At 51.0% G+C, this 21,993-nt stretch carries 19 protein-coding genes and 1 pseudogene; 12 read left to right on the top strand and 8 right to left on the bottom strand.

The window, feature by feature from the left end; genetic code table 11:
• Positions 1-20 precede the first annotated feature (20 nt).
• The 7 genes from yhdP to csrD all read right to left on the bottom strand — a co-directional run bounded on the left by yhdP (position 21) and on the right by csrD (position 11,241).
• Positions 21-3,881, bottom strand: a complete 3,861-nt coding sequence (gene yhdP, locus IEV89_RS18825) for an AsmA2 domain-containing protein YhdP (RefSeq protein ID WP_188475050.1) — start codon at positions 3,879-3,881, stop codon at positions 21-23.
• 183 nt (positions 3,882-4,064) lie between these two features.
• A complete protein-coding gene (gene rng, locus IEV89_RS18820; protein ID WP_188475049.1) occupies positions 4,065-5,534 on the bottom strand; it encodes a ribonuclease G in 1,470 nt (489 codons plus the stop codon).
• Positions 5,524-6,117, bottom strand: a complete 594-nt coding sequence (locus IEV89_RS18815; protein ID WP_188475091.1) for a Maf family protein — start codon at positions 6,115-6,117, stop codon at positions 5,524-5,526. Before IEV89_RS18815 ends, rng begins: the two co-directional genes overlap by 11 nt.
• Before the next feature lie 7 nt (positions 6,118-6,124).
• Positions 6,125-6,613 carry a rod shape-determining protein MreD gene (gene mreD / locus IEV89_RS18810; RefSeq protein ID WP_188475048.1) on the bottom strand — a complete coding sequence of 163 codons (489 nt, stop codon included), beginning with the start codon at positions 6,611-6,613 and terminating at the stop codon, positions 6,125-6,127.
• The gene (mreC, locus tag IEV89_RS18805; RefSeq protein WP_188475047.1) at positions 6,610-7,620 is read right to left on the bottom strand and encodes a rod shape-determining protein MreC; all 1,011 of its coding nucleotides are present in this window, start codon (positions 7,618-7,620) and stop codon (positions 6,610-6,612) included. The genes mreD and mreC overlap by 4 nt, the downstream gene beginning before the upstream one ends.
• 261 nt (positions 7,621-7,881) lie before the next feature.
• Positions 7,882-8,925 (bottom strand): rod shape-determining protein MreB, encoded by a 1,044-nt coding sequence (gene mreB / locus IEV89_RS18800; protein ID WP_188475046.1) that lies wholly within the window; start codon positions 8,923-8,925, stop codon positions 7,882-7,884.
• 378 nt (positions 8,926-9,303) lie between these two features.
• Complete coding sequence (gene csrD, locus IEV89_RS18795) at positions 9,304-11,241, bottom strand: RNase E specificity factor CsrD (protein ID WP_188475045.1); 1,938 nt, start codon at positions 11,239-11,241, stop codon at positions 9,304-9,306.
• 250 nt (positions 11,242-11,491) lie between these two features.
• Between csrD and acuI the strand changes: the two genes are divergently transcribed.
• The 11 genes from acuI (at position 11,492) to fis (ending at position 21,247) form a co-directional block, all read left to right on the top strand.
• Positions 11,492-12,472 (top strand): acrylyl-CoA reductase (NADPH), encoded by a 981-nt coding sequence (gene acuI, locus IEV89_RS18790; protein ID WP_188475044.1) that lies wholly within the window; start codon positions 11,492-11,494, stop codon positions 12,470-12,472.
• Between the two features lie 162 nt (positions 12,473-12,634).
• Complete coding sequence (gene msrP / locus IEV89_RS18785) at positions 12,635-13,636, top strand: protein-methionine-sulfoxide reductase catalytic subunit MsrP (RefSeq protein WP_188475043.1); 1,002 nt, start codon at positions 12,635-12,637, stop codon at positions 13,634-13,636.
• Positions 13,637-13,666: 30 nt separating this feature from the next.
• Entirely contained in the window at positions 13,667-14,269 is a 603-nt protein-coding gene (msrQ, locus tag IEV89_RS18780) for a protein-methionine-sulfoxide reductase heme-binding subunit MsrQ (RefSeq protein WP_188475042.1), read from the top strand.
• A gap of 241 nt (positions 14,270-14,510) precedes the next feature.
• Positions 14,511-14,963 (top strand): type II 3-dehydroquinate dehydratase, encoded by a 453-nt coding sequence (gene aroQ / locus IEV89_RS18775; protein ID WP_188475041.1) that lies wholly within the window; start codon positions 14,511-14,513, stop codon positions 14,961-14,963.
• Between the two features lie 32 nt (positions 14,964-14,995).
• Positions 14,996-15,466 carry an acetyl-CoA carboxylase biotin carboxyl carrier protein gene (gene accB / locus IEV89_RS18770; RefSeq protein ID WP_188475040.1) on the top strand — a complete coding sequence of 157 codons (471 nt, stop codon included), beginning with the start codon at positions 14,996-14,998 and terminating at the stop codon, positions 15,464-15,466.
• An 11-nt stretch (positions 15,467-15,477) separates the two neighbouring features.
• On the top strand, positions 15,478-16,827 hold the full coding sequence (gene accC / locus IEV89_RS18765; RefSeq protein WP_188475039.1) for an acetyl-CoA carboxylase biotin carboxylase subunit: 1,350 nt from the start codon (positions 15,478-15,480) through the stop codon (positions 16,825-16,827).
• An 85-nt stretch (positions 16,828-16,912) separates the two neighbouring features.
• The gene (locus IEV89_RS18760) at positions 16,913-17,155 is read left to right on the top strand and encodes a YhdT family protein (protein WP_188475090.1); all 243 of its coding nucleotides are present in this window, start codon (positions 16,913-16,915) and stop codon (positions 17,153-17,155) included.
• Positions 17,145-18,590, top strand: a complete 1,446-nt coding sequence (gene panF, locus IEV89_RS18755) for a sodium/pantothenate symporter (protein WP_188475038.1) — start codon at positions 17,145-17,147, stop codon at positions 18,588-18,590. Before IEV89_RS18760 ends, panF begins: the two co-directional genes overlap by 11 nt.
• Before the next feature lie 41 nt (positions 18,591-18,631).
• The gene (prmA, locus tag IEV89_RS18750) at positions 18,632-19,516 is read left to right on the top strand and encodes a 50S ribosomal protein L11 methyltransferase (protein WP_188475037.1); all 885 of its coding nucleotides are present in this window, start codon (positions 18,632-18,634) and stop codon (positions 19,514-19,516) included.
• A gap of 447 nt (positions 19,517-19,963) precedes the next feature.
• On the top strand, positions 19,964-20,929 hold the full coding sequence (gene dusB / locus IEV89_RS18745) for a tRNA dihydrouridine synthase DusB (protein ID WP_188475036.1): 966 nt from the start codon (positions 19,964-19,966) through the stop codon (positions 20,927-20,929).
• A 21-nt stretch (positions 20,930-20,950) separates the two neighbouring features.
• The gene (fis, locus tag IEV89_RS18740; RefSeq protein ID WP_004097144.1) at positions 20,951-21,247 is read left to right on the top strand and encodes a DNA-binding transcriptional regulator Fis; all 297 of its coding nucleotides are present in this window, start codon (positions 20,951-20,953) and stop codon (positions 21,245-21,247) included.
• A gap of 231 nt (positions 21,248-21,478) precedes the next feature.
• On the opposite strand, the pseudogene IEV89_RS18735 reads toward fis, so the two are convergent.
• Positions 21,479-21,622, bottom strand: a pseudogene (locus IEV89_RS18735) (excisionase); the annotation flags it as partial.
• Between the two features lie 107 nt (positions 21,623-21,729).
• On the opposite strand from IEV89_RS18735, the gene IEV89_RS18730 reads away from it, so the two are divergent.
• Positions 21,730-21,993, top strand: a complete 264-nt coding sequence (locus IEV89_RS18730; protein ID WP_188475035.1) for an excisionase — start codon at positions 21,730-21,732, stop codon at positions 21,991-21,993.

Below are 21,993 nucleotides of genomic sequence, written 5' to 3'. Positions count from 1 at the left end.
ATACCGTAATGACAGGTATTTCAGGGCGCAGCGGCGGCTGCGGGTTCTTTTGCAGGTCTTGGCTGGCGAAGAACCTCATTAATTTTTGGCTCGGCGATGGTGCCATCAATGTGATAACGGATCAGCGAAATTTTATTCCACAACGGTGCCAGTACCTTACTGGCAGCAAATACCGCAGCCCCCACAATGGGGTTGATGGCGAACGCTGTTGCCACACCGACCGTGGCAGAAATTTCCGGGGCGACCACGGCTTCCATATTCAGACGCTGGTTAACCAGATCAACGCTGCCAGTCATAGCGATATCAGCAGCCAGGCCGTCAACCAGCAGGTCATCGGTATGAATCACGCCATCTTTAATCCATGCTGTGGATTTGATCGAGTCAAAATAGAAATTTTTGCCAAAAGTATCGCTGAAATCTAGTTGTAACTTACGCATTAGAGCGTCAAAGCTCACAAGACGTAGTAGTTGACCAGCACGCCCGCCACCGAGGTCAGCAATTTCGCCTTTACCGAGATCCGTTTTCATCGTGCCATTGAAGGTTTTCAGATCCGGTTTCCAGGGTATGGATTTCCAGTGCAAGTCAAAATCGATGTTAAAAGGCGCACCGCGCAGCGGCGTAGTCACACCAAAGAACGAGGTGGCGACTTCGACATCTTTGCCCGTCAGTTTACCTTTCAGGCCGGTGCTTTGTCCTGAGCCATTCTGCTTCCAGTCACCCTGCACATCCAGGCGTACAACGCCGGTGTCGATAAGGCCGTTGCGCAGCGATAGCTGGTTACCCACTGGTATCAGATCAGCATTCACCCGACGGAAATTCTGCCCGAGGAACCAGCACGCTTGGCAACGGAGCTGTAAGGCAGGCCAGTTGGCGAAGGAGATATTGTCTTCAGCAAAAGGATTAGATGAGGTTTTACCTCCGCTTGCCGCATCAGCCACGGTCCACTGCGGGTTAAAGTAGAGGTAACGTAAATCGGCTTTCCACGGGCCAGCATCATTCATCATGAGTGTGCCGTCGATCTCTTTACCCATCGCCGTAATGCTCATACCGTTGCTGCCTTGGGTCGAGCGTAGCAGCAGGTCATTCCATACCTGGCCGCCCAACGTCAGTTGCGGCGTGGTCAACGTGATCTCATGCGGGAAGCTGAATTCGGGCGCAAGTGCCTTGCTGGCCACTTTGCCACGACTGCCGGCCTTGGTGGTGGTGGCGCTATCCGATGACATCAGCGCCAACCAGCTTTCACCATCTAGCGCCGGTAGATGCAACGTGAGGTTACTGGTTTGCGGTAACGCTGGCGTCTTCGCGGTATTCATCTGCCAGGCTGCGCGATCGAGTTTCAACTGTTTACCCAATAGCCAGCGACTATTAAAGCGGTCTTTCCCACCTAATACACCGCTAAGATCAAAACTTTGCAGCCCGCCTTTGACATTGACATTAAGGGGAAGAGCATGGCCGCCCTTTTTATCTAACGGGCTGGGTAAGTGACTACTTACATTCTTCAGATCCGTACTGATTGCAACACGGTAGTTTGGCTCGCCTTTATGCGGCAAAGAGATATCAACAACACCTTTCCATGGAGCGCTGCCACTGATTTTGCTGGCAACAACAGCCGGTGTGCCGGTAATTTTCGCCAGTTGCCAGTTCCCTTCCAACCCGACGTTAATGGTGTAATCGTCCTTCAGTTCGTGGGTGCTAAACTGGGCTTTAAATGGCTGACCGAACCAGTTGCCGGCGAGCTGGCTACTTTGCAAATTGCCGTTATCATAGGCGAACTGCCCGCTGAGGTGTTCCATCGTGCTGTTCAACGACTTAATAAACAGGCTGTTATTGTTGAGATTGACGCCCCCCGTGGCACGTACCATTTCGCCATTGAGTGGAATGCCTAAATGTAAGCGACCACTTACATCGCCGCTGATCTGCAATTCGTCTAACGCGGCTCCCAGCGAGTCTTTCAGCGGGGTATCCATAAAGTAGGCGCCAATATCTTTGCCCGTACCTTTGATATCAGCATCAATGAACAGTTTTTCTTTCAGATAGTCAGGGATATTTGCGACGACGTTGTTGCCATCCACTTTCCCCAACTGAGTATTGGCCGCCTTCATAAACAGACCGTCATTGAGGAAGTCGAGGTCAATATCCAGATTGGTCAACGCTGGCCACTCCGGCTGAAACTGGAAGGTCGAATGACGCAACGGCACCCAAACCTGGAATTGACCTTCGTTATTTTTGAACGGGAAATCCTGCGGGTTGCCGTTAAAGGTCAGCGTCGCATTGTCCACCTGCCCGCCCTGAATCGCACCGGAAAGGTAGTCTGCCAGATGTTTACCCATTAGGGTTTCAGGGAAATATCGCCAAGCCTGGCCTGCATCGTATAGACGAATACCGGTCAGAATATTCAGCCATGGCTGGCCGTTGGCGGGATGGTTATAGTGGAAGTCGCCGTGTGCCCAAAGCGCGTTGGCTTTGACATCCACACCTTTAGCCCACAAACCCCACCCGTCTTTGTCATTACTCCAGTCGAATGTCCCTTGTGCGGAACTCACTTCTAGCGGTGCACGAAACATTTCGCCATACGGTAGTGTACTGTCCTGTAAATTCACCGTCATCTGACCACGCTGTACGCTGCCTTTTAAAGCGCCGCTGAAATGATTAATACCCGGCAGTAATTTCCAGCGCTGCCAGGTGACATCATGCCATTTGGCATCAAAACGAGTGTGATCGGGCTGATTGATCGGAATGTCTAGGGCTAGCGTATCGACCATCCCTTGGGGTTGTAGATCCTGCCAACGCTCAAGCAGTTCCGGCGTCAGGAATGAGAAGGTTGGAATGATCGGGCCAAGCCGTTCAAGCTGTAACTGTGTACCGCGCAGGCGTAGTTCTTCACTTTGCGATGGTCCAAGGAACGCATTGTTTTCAGGCAAATAGAGTGCGCTAAGCGTACCTTTTGGCCAGGCCTGCCCGTCCGTTTTCAGGTTGAGCTGTTTAGTCTCCACTTGCCAGCCATTACCCTGCCGACTGCCGTGCATCGTCAGGTTTTCAACATCCAGTCGGTGGTCCTGGCCCTCACTTATCCATGTCGCAGCCCCCTTTTTCACCCAAGCGTCGCCAGCGGCGATATCACCATTGCGTACGGTAAGCCAGGCCGCAAGGCTAAAATCAGCACTTTCTAATCCGGTGTTACTGCGCAACCAGCGGCTGAACCAGGGTTTCATATCAATATTATCGGCCTGCAGATAAATCTTTCCGTTATTGAGCAGGCCTTTATTGTCGTTAAGATCCATACGCAGTTGAACGACGCCGTGCTGCCCGTTAAAGCTCGACAGACTCACCAATCCTTCAGCACGATGGCGGTTGTGACTGTTCAACCAGGTCAGTTGTGGGATAGAAATATCGGCGCGTGGACCGGAGGGTGTCAGAAAGGAGATACGGCTGTCGCGCAGGTCAAAATGGTCGACCTGTTTGAGAAAAATATCACTGATACGGTTGGCTTCGAAACCTTTGCTGTCTTTGGTGTTGCCGCCAAAAGTGGCGTTGATATCGAGATCGAGATTGTAGAACGTCAGATCACGAAACTGCCAGCGCATATGCAGCAAAGATTGCCAAACATCGAGCGCCAGTGTGACGCGTTCTACGTTGACTGAAGCATCAGGCAGGGTCACGCTGAGTTTTTTCAACTCCAGCGTCGGTCCAAAGATTTGCCAATTACCGCTGATTTGGTCGAGAGTGATCGGCACGCCGCTAATCGACTGCACCTGGTCAACCAACTGCTGCTGGAAACGATGAAGCTGAGGTAAAGCCAGACGCAAGCCACTGATAATCAAAGCAACAATCACGACAATTGTTGCACATGTGGTTAGCAGTATCCCGGGCAGTCGCCTCAAACTTATCTCCTTGTCTTCCATTCTGTGCGGTGTGTTAATTGACTTAAGTAGCAATGGAAACCAAACATTTATACCCTACATAATTCACGTTGCAGAAAGGCGGCAAACTAACAAACGCCAACCTCGTGACCCTCAGTGAATGCGTGTCGCCAACGCCTCTAAAACTTAAGTATTACAGGTATATCACATCATCACGACGTCGAACTGCTCTTGGTTGTAGAGCGGTTCAATTTGAACTTTCACCTGCTTACCGACAAAAATTTCCACTTCAGCCAGCGCGTGGGACTCTTCGCTTTTCAACGCTTCACCGACAGCCGCAGAGGCGTACACCAGGAAACGGTCAGCATCATAGGCATGATGAACCCGCACGATTTCGCGCAGTATTTCATAACATACCGTTTCGACCGTTTTCACCGTACCGCGGCCATGGCAGGTCGGGCAGCCACTGCACAATACGTGCTCCACGCTTTCACGAGTACGCTTACGCGTCATTTCAACCAATCCGAGCGCGGAGAAACCGTGAACCCCCGTTTTGACGCGGTCTTTCGACAATGCCTGTTCGAGAGAGTGCAAGACTCGACGACGGTGCTCTTCATTCGACATATCAATGAAATCGATGATGATGATACCGCCAAGATTACGCAGACGCAGTTGGCGAGCGATGGCCTGAGTGGCTTCGGTATTGGTATTGAAGATGGTTTCTTCGAGATTGCGATGGCCAACGAAGGCGCCCGTATTGATATCCACGGTCGTCATGGCTTCTGTCTGATCGATAATCAGATAACCACCTGACTTGAGTTCGACTTTACGCTCCAGCGCGCGCTGGATTTCGTTCTCGACATCAAACAGATCAAAAATAGGCTGCTTGCCATTGTAATGCTCGAGTTTGGCGGTCATTTCCGGAATGTATTCGCTGGTGAACTCCACCAGTAATTCATACGTTAATCGCGAGTCAACGCGGATCCGGTCCAGCGCTTCACCGGCAAAATCACGCAACACGCGGTGCGCCAGCGCCAATTCACCATAAAGTTTGCACTTAGTTTTGTTACGACGCTTGCGTTCCATCACTTTGGTCCACAAACGCTTAAGGAAGGCGGCGTCCTGCTTCAGTTCTTCTTCGCCCACGCCTTCAGCCGCGGTGCGGATGATGTAGCCACCGTGCTCATCACAATATTCCGACACGACTTTTTTGAGGCGATCGCGTTCTGCTTCACTTTCAATGCGTTGCGATACACCCACATGGGATGCACCTGGCATGAAAACCAAATAGCGTGAGGGCAACGTGATATCGGTGGTCAGGCGTGCACCCTTGGTGCCCAGCGGATCTTTTACCACCTGCACCATCAGATCCTCGCCCTGATGCACCAACTCTACGATGTCACGCACGTTGAAGTTTTTCTGTTCATCACGAGCCACACATTCGGTGTGCGGCATGATATCCGATGCGTGTAAAAATGCCGCTTTCTCTAAGCCAATATCTACAAAGGCCGCCTGCATGCCTGGAAGAACCCGGCTAACGCGCCCTTTGTAAATATTGCCCGCAATGCCGCGCTTGGCTTCACGCTCAATATGGATCTCTTGCAAAATGCCACCGTCAATGTAAGCCACTCTGGTTTCCGACGGGGTGACATTGACCAATAATTCAGCTGTCATGCTTTCTCCTAAGCTCGCGTAATGCAACAAAGTCACCGAACAGTTCCTGGGTTTCCACCAGAGGAAGTCCCATCACTGCGTAGTAACTGCCGCGAATTTCACGGACGAAACAACCGCCCTTTCCCTGAATACCGTATGCACCCGCTTTATCCATGGGTTCTCCGCTCAGAATATAGTGGTGAATATCCTCCGCGGATAGTGAACGAAAGGTGACATCAGTCACAACCAGCGTACTGCGATAAATATTTCGATCGGCAAAAGCCACCGCCGTCATCACTTGATGCTGGCGACCGGAGAGCGCAGCCAGCATTTGAGCGGCCTGAGCTTCATCCTGCGGCTTTTCCAATACCTTGCCCTCAAGGACCACGATGGTATCCGCGCCGAGCACCGGAAGATCCTGTGGAGCGACTTTCACTCCTGCCTGCGCTTTCTCACAAGCCAACCTGACGACATAGGCGTCTGGTGCTTCACCCACCTGCTGTTCTTCCGCGACATCAATAACCAGATGCTCAAACGCGTATTCAAGAACGGCAAGTAACTCACGACGTCGTGGTGAACCGGAAGCCAGATAAAGTGCAGTCATCATTCCCTCATTGAACAGCGAACTGACGGCGAATTTTACGCATCAGCAGAAAGAGCCATGGCCACAAAATACCGTCCACTACGCTGCTCCAAAAAACTTCAGGGTGGAACGAAACGTTAACCACCAAAAACTCTGCCCAGAAAATCACCACATCAACAGCCAGCGAGAGCAACATAACAATTAATGCCTGCTGCCAAAGCGCCATATTGCGGAATAGCTGGAATTTTAACGCCACCAGGTAAGCTGTCATCGCCAGTGCAAGAGCGCGTACTCCGAGAGTAGAACCGAGGATCAGATCCATAATAAACCCGACGATAAACCCCGTCCCCACGTTAACCCGGTGCGGTAAAGCCATGACCCAATAGATCAGGATAAGCATTAGCCAAGATGGGCGGAACATGTAGATCTCTTGGGGCCATGGCATCACCTGCAATAACATGGCTATCAGAAAGGATAGCCAAATTATCCAGCGCCCATGGCTCCGGTAGCGATTCATTGCCCGCCCCTGGTGGTTGCAGGCCGTGGCGATACCGGCGTAGTGATAGTACCGGTTGCAGGCTGCGGAACCGGTGCCGGTGGGCCCATATCACCCGGAGGTGGCAGGACCTGCGGCATCATTTGCATTAGACGCTCGTTGGCAACACGATGGACTTCCTCTGGTGGCAACGGTTTGTCCCCGTTACGATCAGAACCCCAAAGCAGTAACAGGTAACGCAAACGTTGCAGACCCGCCGTCGGGCGAGCCTGTATCACCGTGTAAGCACGCTGACTATCGACTCTAACCGAAGAGACGACGGCAACCGGGTACCCCTCAGGGAAACGCCCACCCAGACCAGAGGTCACCAGCACATCACCCACACGAATATCGGTATTGCTCGGTAAGTGCTCTAGTTGGAGATCGTCTGTGCAGCCACTGCCGGCGGCAATGACGCGGATATCATTGCGTAATACTTGAATCGGCAAAGCATGCGAGGCATCGCAGATCAATAATACGCGACTGGTCAGAGCGCCCACGGCGACCACCTGCCCAACGACACCTTTGTCACTGATCACCGGCTGACCGACATACACACCTTTTTGGCTACCCTGATCGATAACCACCTGGTCGCTATAAGGATCATTACTGGTCGACAGAACCTGCGCCACCATCTTGTGCTCATCCTGACGCAACGGTGACCCCAATAGTTCACGTAAGCGGGCATTTTCCTGTTTGAACTGACCAAGCAACATCAGATCGCTGTTTTTGAGCAGCAACTCCTGACGCAATGCGCGGTTTTCAAGTTCAAGGGATTGGCGGGTCGCGAACGTGTTGGATATCTGATCCAAGAATTCACGCGGAGCATTTGACAAAAAATAGAAAGGGCTGACGGCAGTGTCCATATAGGTACGGATCTTAACGAACGCACCTATTTTACTGTCGGCAAAAATCAGGACGATGGCAATGAGAATAGCCAAAAAAAGTCGCAGTTGCAGGGAAGGGCCCCTGCTAAAAATCGGCTTCATAAAATATGCGAGTTCCTCTGCAACAAAAGGTATCAGCCAATCGAAGTGAAAGACAACCCTGGAAGATAAAGCAGCAACCGAATGACGACGTGCGCAACCTGCCTGAACAATTTCTCATTCAGGCAAGTCAGTGCTCGACGCCAATTTGACACTGCATACTTTGACGCAGCAGGTTTTCACCAGATTGACAGCTACCTTTGCGGGCAAGACCCATTTTCGCTAAATAAAGTCTTTGCTAAAACGCTAACGTCTTAGCTTAGACTACTCTTCGCTAAATAAGTCGCCGCCGTGCATATCGATCATCTCCAACGCTTTACCACCGCCACGCGCAACGCACGTCAACGGATCTTCTGCGACGATCACCGGAATACCGGTCTCTTCCATCAGTAAGCGATCGAGATTACGCAACAATGCGCCACCGCCGGTCAGAACCATACCGCGCTCGGAGATGTCGGAAGCGAGTTCTGGTGGACACTGTTCCAGAGCAACCATCACCGCGCTAACAATGCCGGTCAGAGGCTCTTGCAATGCTTCCAGAATTTCGTTTGAATTCAGTGTAAAGCCACGCGGAACGCCTTCAGCCAGATTACGTCCACGCACTTCAATCTCATGGACTTCATCACCCGGATAAGCAGAGCCGATGCCGTGTTTGATACGCTCAGCCGTTGCTTCACCAATCAATGAACCATAGTTACGGCGCACATAATTTATGATGGCTTCGTCGAAGCGGTCACCGCCGATACGTACAGAAGAAGAGTAGACCACACCGTTAAGAGAGATGACGGCCACTTCTGTGGTACCACCACCGATATCTACAACCATGGAGCCTGTTGCTTCAGAAACAGGTAAACCTGCACCGATCGCTGCAGCCATTGGCTCTTCAATCAGAAACACTTCCCGCGCACCCGCACCTTGTGCAGATTCGCGGATTGCACGACGTTCAACTTGCGTTGCGCCGACGGGAACACAGACCAGAACACGCGGACTTGGGCGCAGGAAGCTGTTGCTATGAACCTGTTTGATGAAGTGCTGCAGCATTTTTTCAGTCACGAAGAAGTCGGCGATAACACCATCTTTCATCGGGCGAATAGCCGCGATATTACCGGGCGTACGCCCTAGCATCTGCTTAGCTTCATGTCCGACAGCCGCAACGCTTTTAGGCGAACCGGCACGATCCTGACGAATAGCCACAACTGAGGGCTCATTCAGCACGATGCCTTGTCCTTTTACATAGATGAGGGTATTGGCGGTACCCAGGTCGATGGACAAGTCGTTGGAAAACATGCCACGAAATTTCTTAAACATAACGAAAGGATAATCCTGCTAGCTGGGGGCGAAAAATAAAATCCGCCTACTTTACCAACCACGCGAAGCAGCGACAAGGCGCAAAAACGTCCTGCTTCGGTGAAATTGTCCACGATGTCGGTGACTTAACCTGCAGTTACTCTGACTGCAAAACATCTTACATCCAATTTCCGAATCCAGAGGCATCCAGATTCAGAGAGTATGATTGCAGATCTTTTGCAGGAATAAACAAAAGCACCAACACCGCACATGAATTCTTGCACTTACACCGGAATCCCCTGAAAAAGCAAACTGCTTAAGGCATCAGACAAACTTTCTGTGACAAGGACCGGTTAAAGGCTGGGCCATTCTACGTTAAATATTCCCATTACAGTCAGTTTAAACGTCACCGTTGTGTGAATATTTTTTGCTGACAGGTTCGACGGCTTGTGGTCCGGCAAAAAAAGCCCCTTGCCCACCGTGAATACCTTTTTCAACCAGCATCGTCCACTCTTCTTTCGTACGCACACCCGAGGCAAATACCTTGGCTTGCGTTCCCTCACATGCGCTGATAAGACTTTGCACAAACAGTTGATTTTCAACCCTCTTATCAATATCCCGCACCAAACCCGGATGGAGTTTGACACGATCAACGGGGAAACTCTTGAGATAAGAGGTACTGACTACCGTCAAACCCGCCAGAGAAACAGCCAAACGACAGCCCATCCCTTGCAGCAAACGTATCGCCGGGCGCAACTTGTCGATATGTTGACAGAGATCTGACTCTGCAAGTTCAATCAATATTCGGCTACGCTGTTTTTTTCCGCACTGCAACAGCGTATCACGCAACCAACGGAGAAAAGAGCGCTGCAATAATGAATCAACCGTCAGGTGAAATGCCAACGTTTCGTCAGGCCAGTGAGTGAGTAACGGAATAATCTGAGACAACATCTGTCGGTCATAGCTTTGCGACATCCCGAACTGCACCACTAACGGCATAAACTCCGCCGCTAACAGCTCTTGTTCACCATCAAAGATACGCCGCTGCACCTCACGATGATCCCGTTGGCCCTCAGTCAAGTATGCTGGCTTGTGATAAAGGCGCGGGCCGCCGCGCGCTAAAGTATTTTCCAGTAACGTGCGCCACTTAACACTGCCTCGCACTTTCTCCGGCACTTTTCTGTCGTAAATCAGCCAGCTATTGCTTCCCTGGAATGCTGCGTTTCGAGTGGCTTGTTCAGCATAGTCCATCACTTCTTCTGGCAATTGGCCGTGGCGATAGGCACTGATACCGATATAAAGAAGCGCATCGCGATCAATCGTATTTGAAGTGGGTAGCGCACCGAGGGCGTTAACCAGTTTTGCCGCCATGACTTCCGCATCTTTCAGGCTTCGGTGCGGTAACATTACGGCAAAATCAGTGTGGAAGTAGCGGGCCAGCAACGCGTTGGAATAACGCATAACAAAGGTAGAGAGAAGATTGATCATCGCCGAGCGCAGTTGGTCAACGGGGTGTTGGCCATGTGTATCACGTAGCATGTCGAAATCCGGCAAACGAACCAGCATGACAATACCGTGCGCGCCCTCCTCTTCCAATTGCGTGGCGAGCTGATTGTCAAAAAATAGCCGATTACTCAACCCAGTTTGTGAATCTTGCTGCGCGAAGGCGCGGATCAGCGTGTCCACGCGGGTACGTTGTTCCCGGGCGTCTCTCAGGTCGGTCAGCAGCAAATCAATTGCACTACTGACAGCAGGTGGCCATTCGGTAATATCCCCCAGAATCAGTTCATCACGCTCCCCGCGCAAAATACGGGATGCCCGGCCTTCCAGCTTCTCCAGCCCGGCAGTTTCCAAACGCAACCAGCGGAAACTGAGCAACACGGCGATGATCATCAATATAATAGTCACGCTGATGGCCAAGGTGGAAAGCCGTGAGCGGGTATAAGTGCCGATAGGATCAACATAGACGATGCGCATTGACATCGAGGGGTGCTGTATTAGAGGCAATGTGGTGGTGATGTGATCCGGATAACTGTTGTCCCATGGGGTATTCAGATCCGACGTATCTCGATATGAGAACAGCGTTTTTTCGTGCTCGAGCACTGTCACTTCGGAAATATCAAGCATACGCATCGCCGTGAGCATCCAGTGTTCAGGCCGCTGGGGTGAAGGCGAAACAAGAGATTGATCGTAGATTGTCGCCAGTATGCGTAAATGTTGTTCGGTATTTTGCCTGTTTAAAGAGATAAAACTGAAGGTAACACCGAGCAACATTAATAACATTGCCAGTGCAACCAGCATGGAAATCAATGCCGCCAATCTGTTAGTAAATCGCATCCCTGTGCCTTACCCGCTAGTGTGCCAATGGATGAGACCATCCCCGGTAAAAGCCTCTCACCACGGACCGTCATTGAAAGGCCACTACTATAAGACATAGGCGCTACAACGCCGGTAAGTATTTGTGAGTAAGGCCCTACTCACCAACACCTTAGTTGTCTCATGTCAGCCTCGTTAGCTTAAGTTGAGTTATATTCATAGCATAGCAACGGCACAATCAGTCAATTCAGAATTCTTATGGAGATAGTCAATGCGAGCACTTTTGTTGGAGCAGAATGACGGGAAAACAGCATCGGCCGTTGGCCAAATCAACACAGAACAACTGCCGGAAGGCGATGTGACCGTCGATGTTTATTGGTCGAGTCTGAATTATAAAGATGCCATGGCTATCACGGGTACGGGCAAAATTATTCGTGATTTCCCTATGGTTCCCGGGATAGATTTCGCCGGACGTGTCAGCAGCAGCCAAGATAAGCGCTACAACATCGGGCAACCCGTAGTGCTCACCGGTTGGGGCGTGGGAGAAACCCATTGGGGCGGACTGGCAGAGCAGGCTCGCGTCAAAGGCGACTGGCTGGTGCCGTTGCCGGAGGGCCTCGAAGCCCGCCATGCCATGATTATCGGTACTGCCGGTTTTACCGCCATGCTTTGCGTGATGGCTCTGGAGGAAGGAGGCGTACTTCCTGGCAACGGTGAAGTTATTGTCAGCGGTGCCAGCGGTGGTGTTGGCAGTACAGCCATCACTCTGCTGGCGACGCTGGGTTACAACGTAGTCGCCATCAGCGGACGTGCCAGCAATACCGATTACCTGACTCAACTTGGTGCCAAACGGATATTGACCCGCGAAGAGTTCAGCAAAGAGGGCCGTGCACTGGATAAACAACGTTGGGCTGGCGCTATCGACACTGTCGGTGATCAAACACTGGCAACGCTGCTGTCGCAAACGGTTTATGGTGGCACGGTTGTGGCCTGCGGCCTGGCGGGTGGTTATAAGCTTCCGACCACGGTGATGCCTTTTATTCTGCGCAATGTGCGTCTGCAAGGCGTTGACTCCGTCATGTGTCCACTACACCGGCGCATGGATGCTTGGGAGCGCTTGGCACAAACATTACCGGCATCATTCTATGAGCAGACGGCGACAGAAATCAGTCTTGAACAAGTCCCTGAAACGGCAGCAGGGATCATGGCAAATACCGTAACAGGCCGGACATTAGTGAAAGTACGGAGCTAGTGCAGTCATTGAATACAACAGGCACCGCTTGCGGTGCTCCTGTTTGAAAATCATCTTCCTCTCTGAAATTTCGTATTTTCCGCTACACCCTCGCTAAATCGACGTTTACCCGCCATTATTGAGTCATATTTATCAAGAGTGATAATGATACCGGAGTTGGTCATGAACAAATTGCGCAAATTGACTGAGGCGGACGTCACGCCGGAAAGTATTTTTCACGATCGCCGCAAAGTGCTGCAAGCCCTGGGCATAAGTGCCGCTGCCCTGGCATTACCGCAAAGCGCGAAAGCCGATGTACTCTCCTGGTTTAAGGGTCACGATCGCCTGAAAGCTCCAGCAGGCAAACCTCTCGATTTCACCAAGCCCGCCGCCTACCAAAATGATTTAACGCTGACACCGGAAGATAAAGTCACTGGCTACAACAACTTTTATGAATTTGGGCTGGATAAAGCCGATCCGGCAGCGAACGCAGGCCAGCTCGTCACCTCCCCCTGGAAAATTGTCATTGATGGCGAAGTCGGTAAACCGATCACGCTTGATATGGATGACATCATGAAACGTTTTCCGCTCGAACAACGCATTTACCGGATGCGCTGCGTTGAAGCCTGGTCGATGGTCGTGCCCTGGATTGGCTTCCAACTGAGCAACATTATTAAACTGGCTGAACCCACCGGCAATGCGCGATTTGTGGCCTTTAAAACGCTGTATGACCCGGAGCATATGCCAGGCCAGAAAGATCGCTTTATCGGCGGTGGTCTGGATTATCCCTACGTGGAAGGTTTGCGACTGGATGAAGCGATGCATCCGCTGACCATGCTGACCGTCGGCGTATATGGCAAAGCGCTGCCCCCACAAAACGGCGCGCCGATCCGCCTGACGGTGCCATGGAAGTACGGTTTTAAAGGTATTAAATCTATCGTTAATATCAGCCTGACTAAAGATCAGCCACCGACGACCTGGAATCAAATTGCCACGAATGAATATGGTTTCTATGCCAATGTAAACCCGCACGTTGACCATCCGCGCTGGTCGCAGGCGACGGAACGTTTTATTGGCTCCGGCGGAATTCTGGACGTTAAACGCCAGCCAACGCTACTGTTTAACGGCTACGGCGAACAAGTTGCCTCCCTATACCGCGGGCTGGATCTGCGTAAAAATTATTGATTTGCGAAGTAAATTGATGAGGGAAACTCAATGCGGCGTTTGAGTCTGACACACATTAAGTGGCTAAAAGTGGTCATCCATTTGGCCGCTTTTTTGCCGTTTCTTTGGCTATTATTATCCATCAATCAGGGCTGGTTCAGCGCCGATCCGGCAAAAGATATTCAGCATTTTACCGGCAGGATGACGCTTAAATTACTGTTAGCAACTCTGCTTATTACGCCAGTGGCGCGTTATGGCAAGCAACCGTTGCTGATCCGCGTACGCCGTCTGGTCGGTCTATGGTGTTTTGCGTGGGGAACCCTGCATCTTCTGAGTTATTCATTCCTCGAGCTGGGGATCAACAACCTGGCATTACTGGGCAGTGAACTGATTTCTCGGCCTTACCTGACACTGGGCATTATCTGTTGGATCATCCTGCTGGCGCTGGCTTGTACCTCAACGCTATGGTCACAACGCAAGTTAGGTGCAAAGTGGCAGATCCTGCATAACTTTATCTATGTCGTCGCAATTCTGGCCCCGATCCACTACATGTGGTCGGTCAAAGTCCTATCGCCGCAACCCATCATTTATGCGGTAGTTGCTGCTATCTTATTAGCATTACGCTATAAAAAATTCCGTCAGTGGCTGCGATAAGCAACGGAACTTTTCTGTGTTCTACTCCTCATAATTCCATGGTCACAACCCTCAGTTACATCCTGAGGGTTGATTATCTTCGCTGATAAGACCAGTATTTAGCTGCGAATTGCCACGATATCATTATAATGCCCGACCTAATGCTGAAAAGCTGGGCCGATTTGCCGCGAAATAGGTGACAAATCGGTGACGTCAGGGTATTTTCTACAATCTTGGTCTAATTGCCGGAGATAGGCTCACAATGGCGGATAAGTTTGACATTTTGCTACTTAACGGTCCTAACCTGAATTTGTTAGGGACACGTGAGCCTGAAACTTATGGAAGCACCACACTCAACGATATTGTTAAAGGTTTAGAACTGCAGGCTGCCGCAACAAACGTTACGCTCAGCCATCTGCAATCTAACGCAGAGCATCTCCTGATTGATAGGATCCATCAGGCACGCGGAAACACTGATTTTATCTTGATCAACCCCGCAGCCTTTACCCATACCAGCGTGGCGCTGCGCGATGCGTTGCTGGCAGTACAGATCCCATTTATTGAGATCCACCTGTCTAACGTTCACGCACGCGAACCTTTTCGGCACCATTCCTATCTATCTGATATCGCAGTGGGCGTTATCTGCGGACTTGGCGCAGATGGCTACCATTTTGCTTTACAGGCAGCGGTTAACCGCCTGTCTAAAACCCATTAATTTTTTCGCAAAAAGAGTACGGAATCACACCCATGGATATTCGTAAAATCAAAAAACTGATCGAACTGGTTGAAGAATCAGGAATTTCTGAGTTGGAAATTTCTGAAGGTGAAGAATCAGTGCGCATCAGCCGTGCAGTTCCTGCACCGGCTTATCCTATGATGCAACAAGCTTATGCGATGCCAATGCAGCAGCAACCGCAACCGGGTCTGTCTACGGCAGTTGCACCAGCCGCGGCACCTGTTGAAGCTGCTCCGGCTGCGATCACCGGACATATCGTCCGTTCACCGATGGTGGGTACTTTCTACCGCACGCCAAGCCCAGATGCGAAAGCCTTTGTGGAAGTCGGCCAGAAAGTTAACGCAGGTGACACCCTGTGCATCGTTGAAGCAATGAAAATGATGAACCAAATTGAAGCAGACAAATCTGGCGTGGTTAAAGCCATTCTGGTGGAAAACGGCCAGCCGGTTGAATTCGACGAGCCGCTGGTCGTCATCGAATAACGAGGCGTACCATGGTAGATAAAATTGTTATCGCGAACCGCGGCGAAATCGCGTTACGTATTTTGCGTGCCTGTAAAGAACTGGGCATCAAAACCGTAGCCGTTCACTCCACCGCTGACCGTGACTTGAAGCACGTACTACTGGCTGACGAAACCGTCTGCATTGGCCCTGCGCCTTCAGTAAAAAGCTATCTCAACATTCCGGCGATCATCGCTGCAGCTGAAATTACTGGCGCGGTGGCTATCCACCCTGGCTACGGTTTCCTGTCCGAGAATGCCGACTTCGCTGAACAGGTTGAACGTTCCGGCTTCATCTTTATCGGTCCGAAAGCAGAAACTATTCGCCTGATGGGCGACAAAGTGTCTGCTATCAGCGCAATGAAGAAAGCAGGTGTTCCTTGTGTACCAGGCTCTGACGGCCCGCTAGGCGACGACATGGACCAAAACCGCGCCTATGCGAAACGCATTGGTTATCCAGTGATCATCAAAGCCTCTGGCGGCGGCGGTGGTCGTGGTATGCGTGTTGTGCGTCACGATAAAGATCTGGAACAGTCCATCACCATGACCCGTGCGGAAGCCAAAGCGGCTTTCAACAACGACATGGTTTACATGGAAAAGTACCTCGAAAATCCACGCCATGTCGAAGTTCAGATTTTGGCTGACGGTCAGGGTAACGCGATTTATCTGGCAGAACGTGACTGCTCCATGCAGCGTCGTCACCAGAAAGTGGTTGAAGAAGCGCCAGCACCGGGCATTACCGCAGAAATGCGGCGTTATATCGGTGAACGTTGTACCAAAGCCTGTGTGGACATCAACTACCGCGGTGCGGGTACTTTCGAGTTCCTGTATGAAAACGGCGAGTTCTATTTCATCGAAATGAACACCCGTATTCAGGTTGAGCATCCGGTTACCGAAATGATCACCGGCGTTGACCTCATAAAAGAGCAGTTGCGTATTGCTGCTGGTCAGCCGCTTTCGATCAAACAGAATGAAGTTCACATTCAGGGCCATGCCGTCGAATGCCGTATCAATGCTGAAGACCCGAATACCTTCCTGCCAAGCCCAGGCAAGATCGACCGCTTCCATGCTCCTGGCGGTTTTGGTGTACGTTGGGAATCGCATATTTACGCTGGCTATACTGTGCCGCCGTATTACGATTCCATGATCGGCAAACTGATCACTTACGGTGAAAACCGTGACGTGGCCATCGCCCGCATGAAAAACGCACTGGCTGAATTGATCATCGATGGCATCAAAACCAACATTGATCTGCAAATGCGTATCATGACCGATGAAAACTTCCAGCACGGTGGTACCAACATCCATTATCTGGAAAAGAAACTCGGATTGCAGGAAACTTAAGAACGTACACTTTACGTACTCTCTTAGCAGGGCCGGATATTCCGGCCTTTTTCATTTGGGACTTTTGACGATGAAGACGCCAAAAATGGATAAGCGCTTTCTACAGGCGAACCGGGAAGCCCGCTGGGCATTCGGTCTGACGCTGGCATACTTGCTGGCCTGGTGTCTGGCAGCCTACCTACCGGACGATAAGCAGGGCATCACCGGTCTCCCCCACTGGTTTGAAATGGCCTGTTTGTTGGTTCCGCTAATTTTTGTATTCCTGAGCTGGTTGATGGTATGGGTGATTTACCGCGACATTCCATTGGAGGACAGTCATGCAGACTGAAGTCTTATTGCCGCTGGTCGCTTACTTACTGCTGGTGTTCGGACTGTCGGCCTATGCCTATACCCGCCGTCAGTCAGGGAGTTTCCTCACCGAATACTTCCTCGGTAATCGCTCGATGGGCGGTTTTGTCTTAGCGATGACTCTCGCTGCCACCTATATCAGTGCAAGTTCGTTTATCGGCGGGCCAGGTGCAGCGTATAAATTTGGGCTGGGCTGGGTACTGCTGGCGATGATCCAACTTCCGGCGGTCTGGTTATCACTGGGAGTTTTGGGCAAGAAATTTGCCATTCTGGCAAGACGCTACAACGCCGTCACGCTTAACGATATGCTCTATGCACGCTATAAAAGTCGTCTGGTGGTATGGCTCGCAAGTTTCAGCTTGCTGGTCGCTTTTCTCGGTGCCATGACCGTGCAGTTCATTGGCGGTGCCCGTCTCCTGGAAACGGCCGCAGGCATTCCCTACGATACCGGCTTGTTGATTTTTGGTATCAGCATCGCGCTGTACACCACGTTTGGCGGCTTCCGTGCCAGTGTGCTCAACGACGCGATGCAAGGCCTGGTGATGCTGCTCGGCACAGTGCTGTTGCTGGTCGCCGTGATTCATGCTGCCGGTGGTCTACACAGTGCGGTGGATAAGCTGCAACAAATCGATCCCAAACTGGTTTCTGCCACGGGCGCCGGTGACGTGCTTTCACTGCCGTTTATGGCCTCGTTCTGGGTACTGGTATGCTTTGGCGTGATTGGTCTACCGCACACTGCCGTGCGCTGCATCTCTTACAAGGACAGCAAAGCGGTTCACCGTGGCATCGTGATCGGTACGTTAGTGGTGGCAATCTTGATGTTTGGTATGCACTTGTCAGGTGCGCTGGGCCGGGCCATTCTGCCGGATCTCAAAATCCCTGATCAGGTCATACCCACACTGATGATCACCGTTTTACCTCCGTACGCCGCAGGGATTTTTCTCGCTGCTCCCATGGCAGCGATTATGTCGACCATCAACGCCCAGTTGCTGCAGTCATCTGCAACTATCGTTAAAGATTTGTACCTGGGTGTACGCCCCGAAGCGATCACCAATGAGAAGCGCCTGAAGCGTTTCTCCAGCTCAGCCACCTTTGTGCTTGGCCTGTTGGTGTTGCTGGCCGCGTGGCGTCCGCCTGAGATGATTATCTGGCTCAATCTGCTGGCCTTTGGTGGACTGGAAGCGGTATTCCTGTGGCCACTGGTTCTCGGCCTTTATTGGGAGCGGGCCAATGCGGCAGGGGCGCTCAGCTCAATGATTGTTGGCGCAGTTTGTTATACCCTGCTTGCCAGTTTCGACCTGCACTTCGCCGGTCTGCATCCGATCGTACCGTCGCTATTGCTCAGCCTGATGGCCTTTTACATCGGCAATAAGTTTGGCGATAACCACGCTGAACCCGTGCTGAAGCCGTCCTGAGGGCGGCTCCATTTTTACTGCATGCTTAGAAGAGAATTGCTATGCCTTGGATCCAACTGAAAATTAACACCACCGGTAACGACGCGGAAACGCTCAGCGACGCGCTTATCGAAAGTGGTGCCGTGTCTGTGACGTTTTTGGACACCCATGACAACCCGGTGTTTGAACCGCTGCCGGGTGAGACCTTGCTATGGGGCGACACCGACGCTATCGGCCTGTATGACGCCGAAACAGATATGGCCGAAGTCATCGCCATGCTGGAAAATGAGCCGCTACTGGGCAAGGGTTTCGCACATAAAATCGAGCAGCTCGAAGATAAAGACTGGGAGCGTGAGTGGATGGATAACTTCCATCCGATGCGTTTTGGCCAGCGTCTGTGGATCTGCCCGAGCTGGCGCGACGTACCGGACCCAACCGCTGTCAACGTGATGCTCGACCCAGGTTTGGCGTTCGGTACAGGCACTCACCCCACCACCGCGATGTGTCTGGAATGGCTGGATGGTTTAGACCTGCAAGGCAAAACCGTGATCGACTTTGGTTGTGGCTCTGGCATCCTGGCCATTGCCGCCCTGAAACTCGGTGCTGCAAAGGCTATCGGTATTGATATCGACCCACAGGCCATTCTGGCAAGCCGCGATAATGCGCAGCGTAATGGCGTGTCAGAGCGTCTGTCGCTGTACCTGCCTCAAGACCAGCCTGACAATCTCTCGGCTGATGTGGTGGTTGCCAACATCCTCGCAGGGCCGTTGCGTGAACTCGCGCCGCTGATTAGCGTACTGCCGGTCACCGGTGGCCACCTTGGGCTGTCAGGTATCCTGGCCAGCCAGGCGCAAGGCGTAGCAGATGCGTATCAGACGCTGTTCGAGTTGGATCCGATAGCTGAAAAAGAAGAGTGGTGCCGTATTACAGGTGTTAAAAAAGCCTGATTTTCTGCTCTCAACCCCGTCGAAACGACGGGGTTTTTATCATATTCCTCTGCTCTTTTTCTGCCATACCCACCTCCCTCTGCGCCTGCACATTTATTCGTCACTTTTTGTCATTAATTGTTACCCCGAATGACTCACTTTTTAACCGAATCAAGATCTGCATCACAGATATTTACGGTTGTTGCTACTTAAAACACCAAACTTAACCTTAGAATCAACTGGCTCATCCGGTATATACAGCGAGTTTTGAGGAATTTTCACAAGCGCACAATTTAATCAACAAGAGGTAACTCAATGTTTACTATAAATAAAAATGTCACATTGATAAATAATGCTTTTCAAAGAGGCATGTTACCGGCGTATTGGTCAAACTTTGGCCTTTCATCTCACATCAAAAATGCGTAATATACGCGCCCTTGCGGACATCAGTATGGTCATTCTAAGTCTATGCGCATCGGACACCACCAGCTTACAAATTGCCTGATTGCGGCCCCAATGGCCGGTATTACAGACCGACCGTTTCGTGCCTTATGTCATGCGATGGGAGCTGGAATGGCAGTATCCGAAATGCTCTCTTCCAATCCGGAAGTATGTCAGACGGACAAGTCACGATTGCGTATGGTTCATAACGATGAACCGGGGATCCGAGCCGTGCAAATTGCCGGTTGCGACCCCGAAGATATGGCGGCTGCCGCCCGAATTAATGTGGCGAGCGGTGCGCAGATCATTGACATCAATATGGGCTGCCCGGCCAAGAAAGTGAACCGCAAACTGGCAGGATCTGCCTTGCTGCAGTATCCGGATTTGGTCAAACAGATCCTCTCTGCCGTTGTGAATGCGGTAGATGTGCCAGTTACGTTGAAAATTCGTACTGGTTGGGCACCGGAACACCGGAACTGTGTACAAATTGCACAATTGGCTGAAAGCTGTGGAATTCAGGCCCTGACTATTCATGGCCGAACCCGTGCCTGTCTCTTCAATGGAGAGGCTGAGTACGACAGCATTCGGACAGTTAAGCAGAGTGTTTCCATTCCGATTATCGCGAATGGCGACATAACTGACCCGCATAAAGCCAGGGCAGTACTCGACTACACCGGAGCTGATGCTCTGATGATTGGACGTGCTGCTCAGGGGAGACCCTGGATCTTCCGGGAAATCCAGCATTATCTGGACACAGGGGAGCTGTTACCGCCGCCACTAATTGGGGAGGTTAAGCACTTGTTGTTAGGGCATATACGGGAATTGCACGACTTTTATGGTCAAGGCAAGGGATTCCGTATCGCCCGTAAGCACGTTTCCTGGTATATCCAGGAGCATGCCCCGAATGACCAGTTTCGGCGCTCCTTCAACGCCATAGAGGATGCCAGCGAACAGCTGGAGGCGTTGGAAGCATATTTCGAAAATCTTGCGTAACAAAAAAGAGCTGACAGAACTATGTTCGAACAACGCGTGAATTCTGACGTACTGACCGTTTCTACCGTTAACTCTCAGGATCAGGTTACCCAAAAACCCCTGCGTGACTCGGTAAAACAAGCACTTAAGGGCTATTTTGCTCAATTGAATGGTCAGGACGTGAATGACCTGTATGAGTTGGTATTGGCTGAAGTTGAACAGCCATTGTTAGACATGGTGATGCAATATACCCGTGGCAACCAGACTCGTGCGGCCCTGATGATGGGTATCAACCGCGGTACGCTGCGTAAGAAACTGAAAAAATACGGCATGAACTGATACTAATCAGTCAACCTATTGAAAAAAGGCGCTTTTACTTAATTGAAAAGCGCCTTTTTTATTAAAATGACTACACAACAGACTACACAACATTGTGAACAGTGATAAACAACGGGAAACAGAGGCACACTATTTCTTGGTTTATTAGTAAGAGTTTTTCTTACGCCTTGGCTGTTCAATCTCATCTAAAGCAGTCCAATTGGGTTCTGAGCTTACATCCGATAACGACCTTCTATTTCCCCTAGCCCAGTGATTCACTTCAATCAGGTCGATCCAGCGTTCTTTAACGCCATCAATTTTCAAAACCTGTAATCCTTCGTGCCAAATGCCTCGCTGTATTCGTTTGTTGATTGCTTCGGGGGTTTCGCCAGTCATTTGGCAATATGCCGTTAATGGAATGCATTCTAAACTCACTTTTGATCTCCCGCAGAACCTGTCATATATTGGCTAAAATTCACCCTATCGTATAAATAGGATTTGAAATGGCAAGATTAATACCGCTGTACGAATGGGCTATTGAGGAATTTGGTGACTATGCACCTTGTAAGGTAACTCTGAGCAGGTATGCAAAATTCGGCATGATTTACCCACCGGCGTTGAAAGTGGGCAGATCTTGGATGGTAGAAAAAGATGCTCGGTTTGTTGGTTTAAGCGAGCCTCTAATAAGCCCAACGATAAACCCGGCGTTGAGCCCAGCAGCTAACCTTTTGCTAAAAAAAATCTTGATGGATGGATGCAATAAGTAA

It is taken from the genome of Hafnia psychrotolerans (assembly GCF_014639435.1).
GTDB lineage: Bacteria > Pseudomonadota > Gammaproteobacteria > Enterobacterales > Enterobacteriaceae > Ewingella > Ewingella psychrotolerans.
Note: the sequence above shows the minus strand (reverse complement) of the source record. Positions and strands in the feature narration are given on the sequence as shown.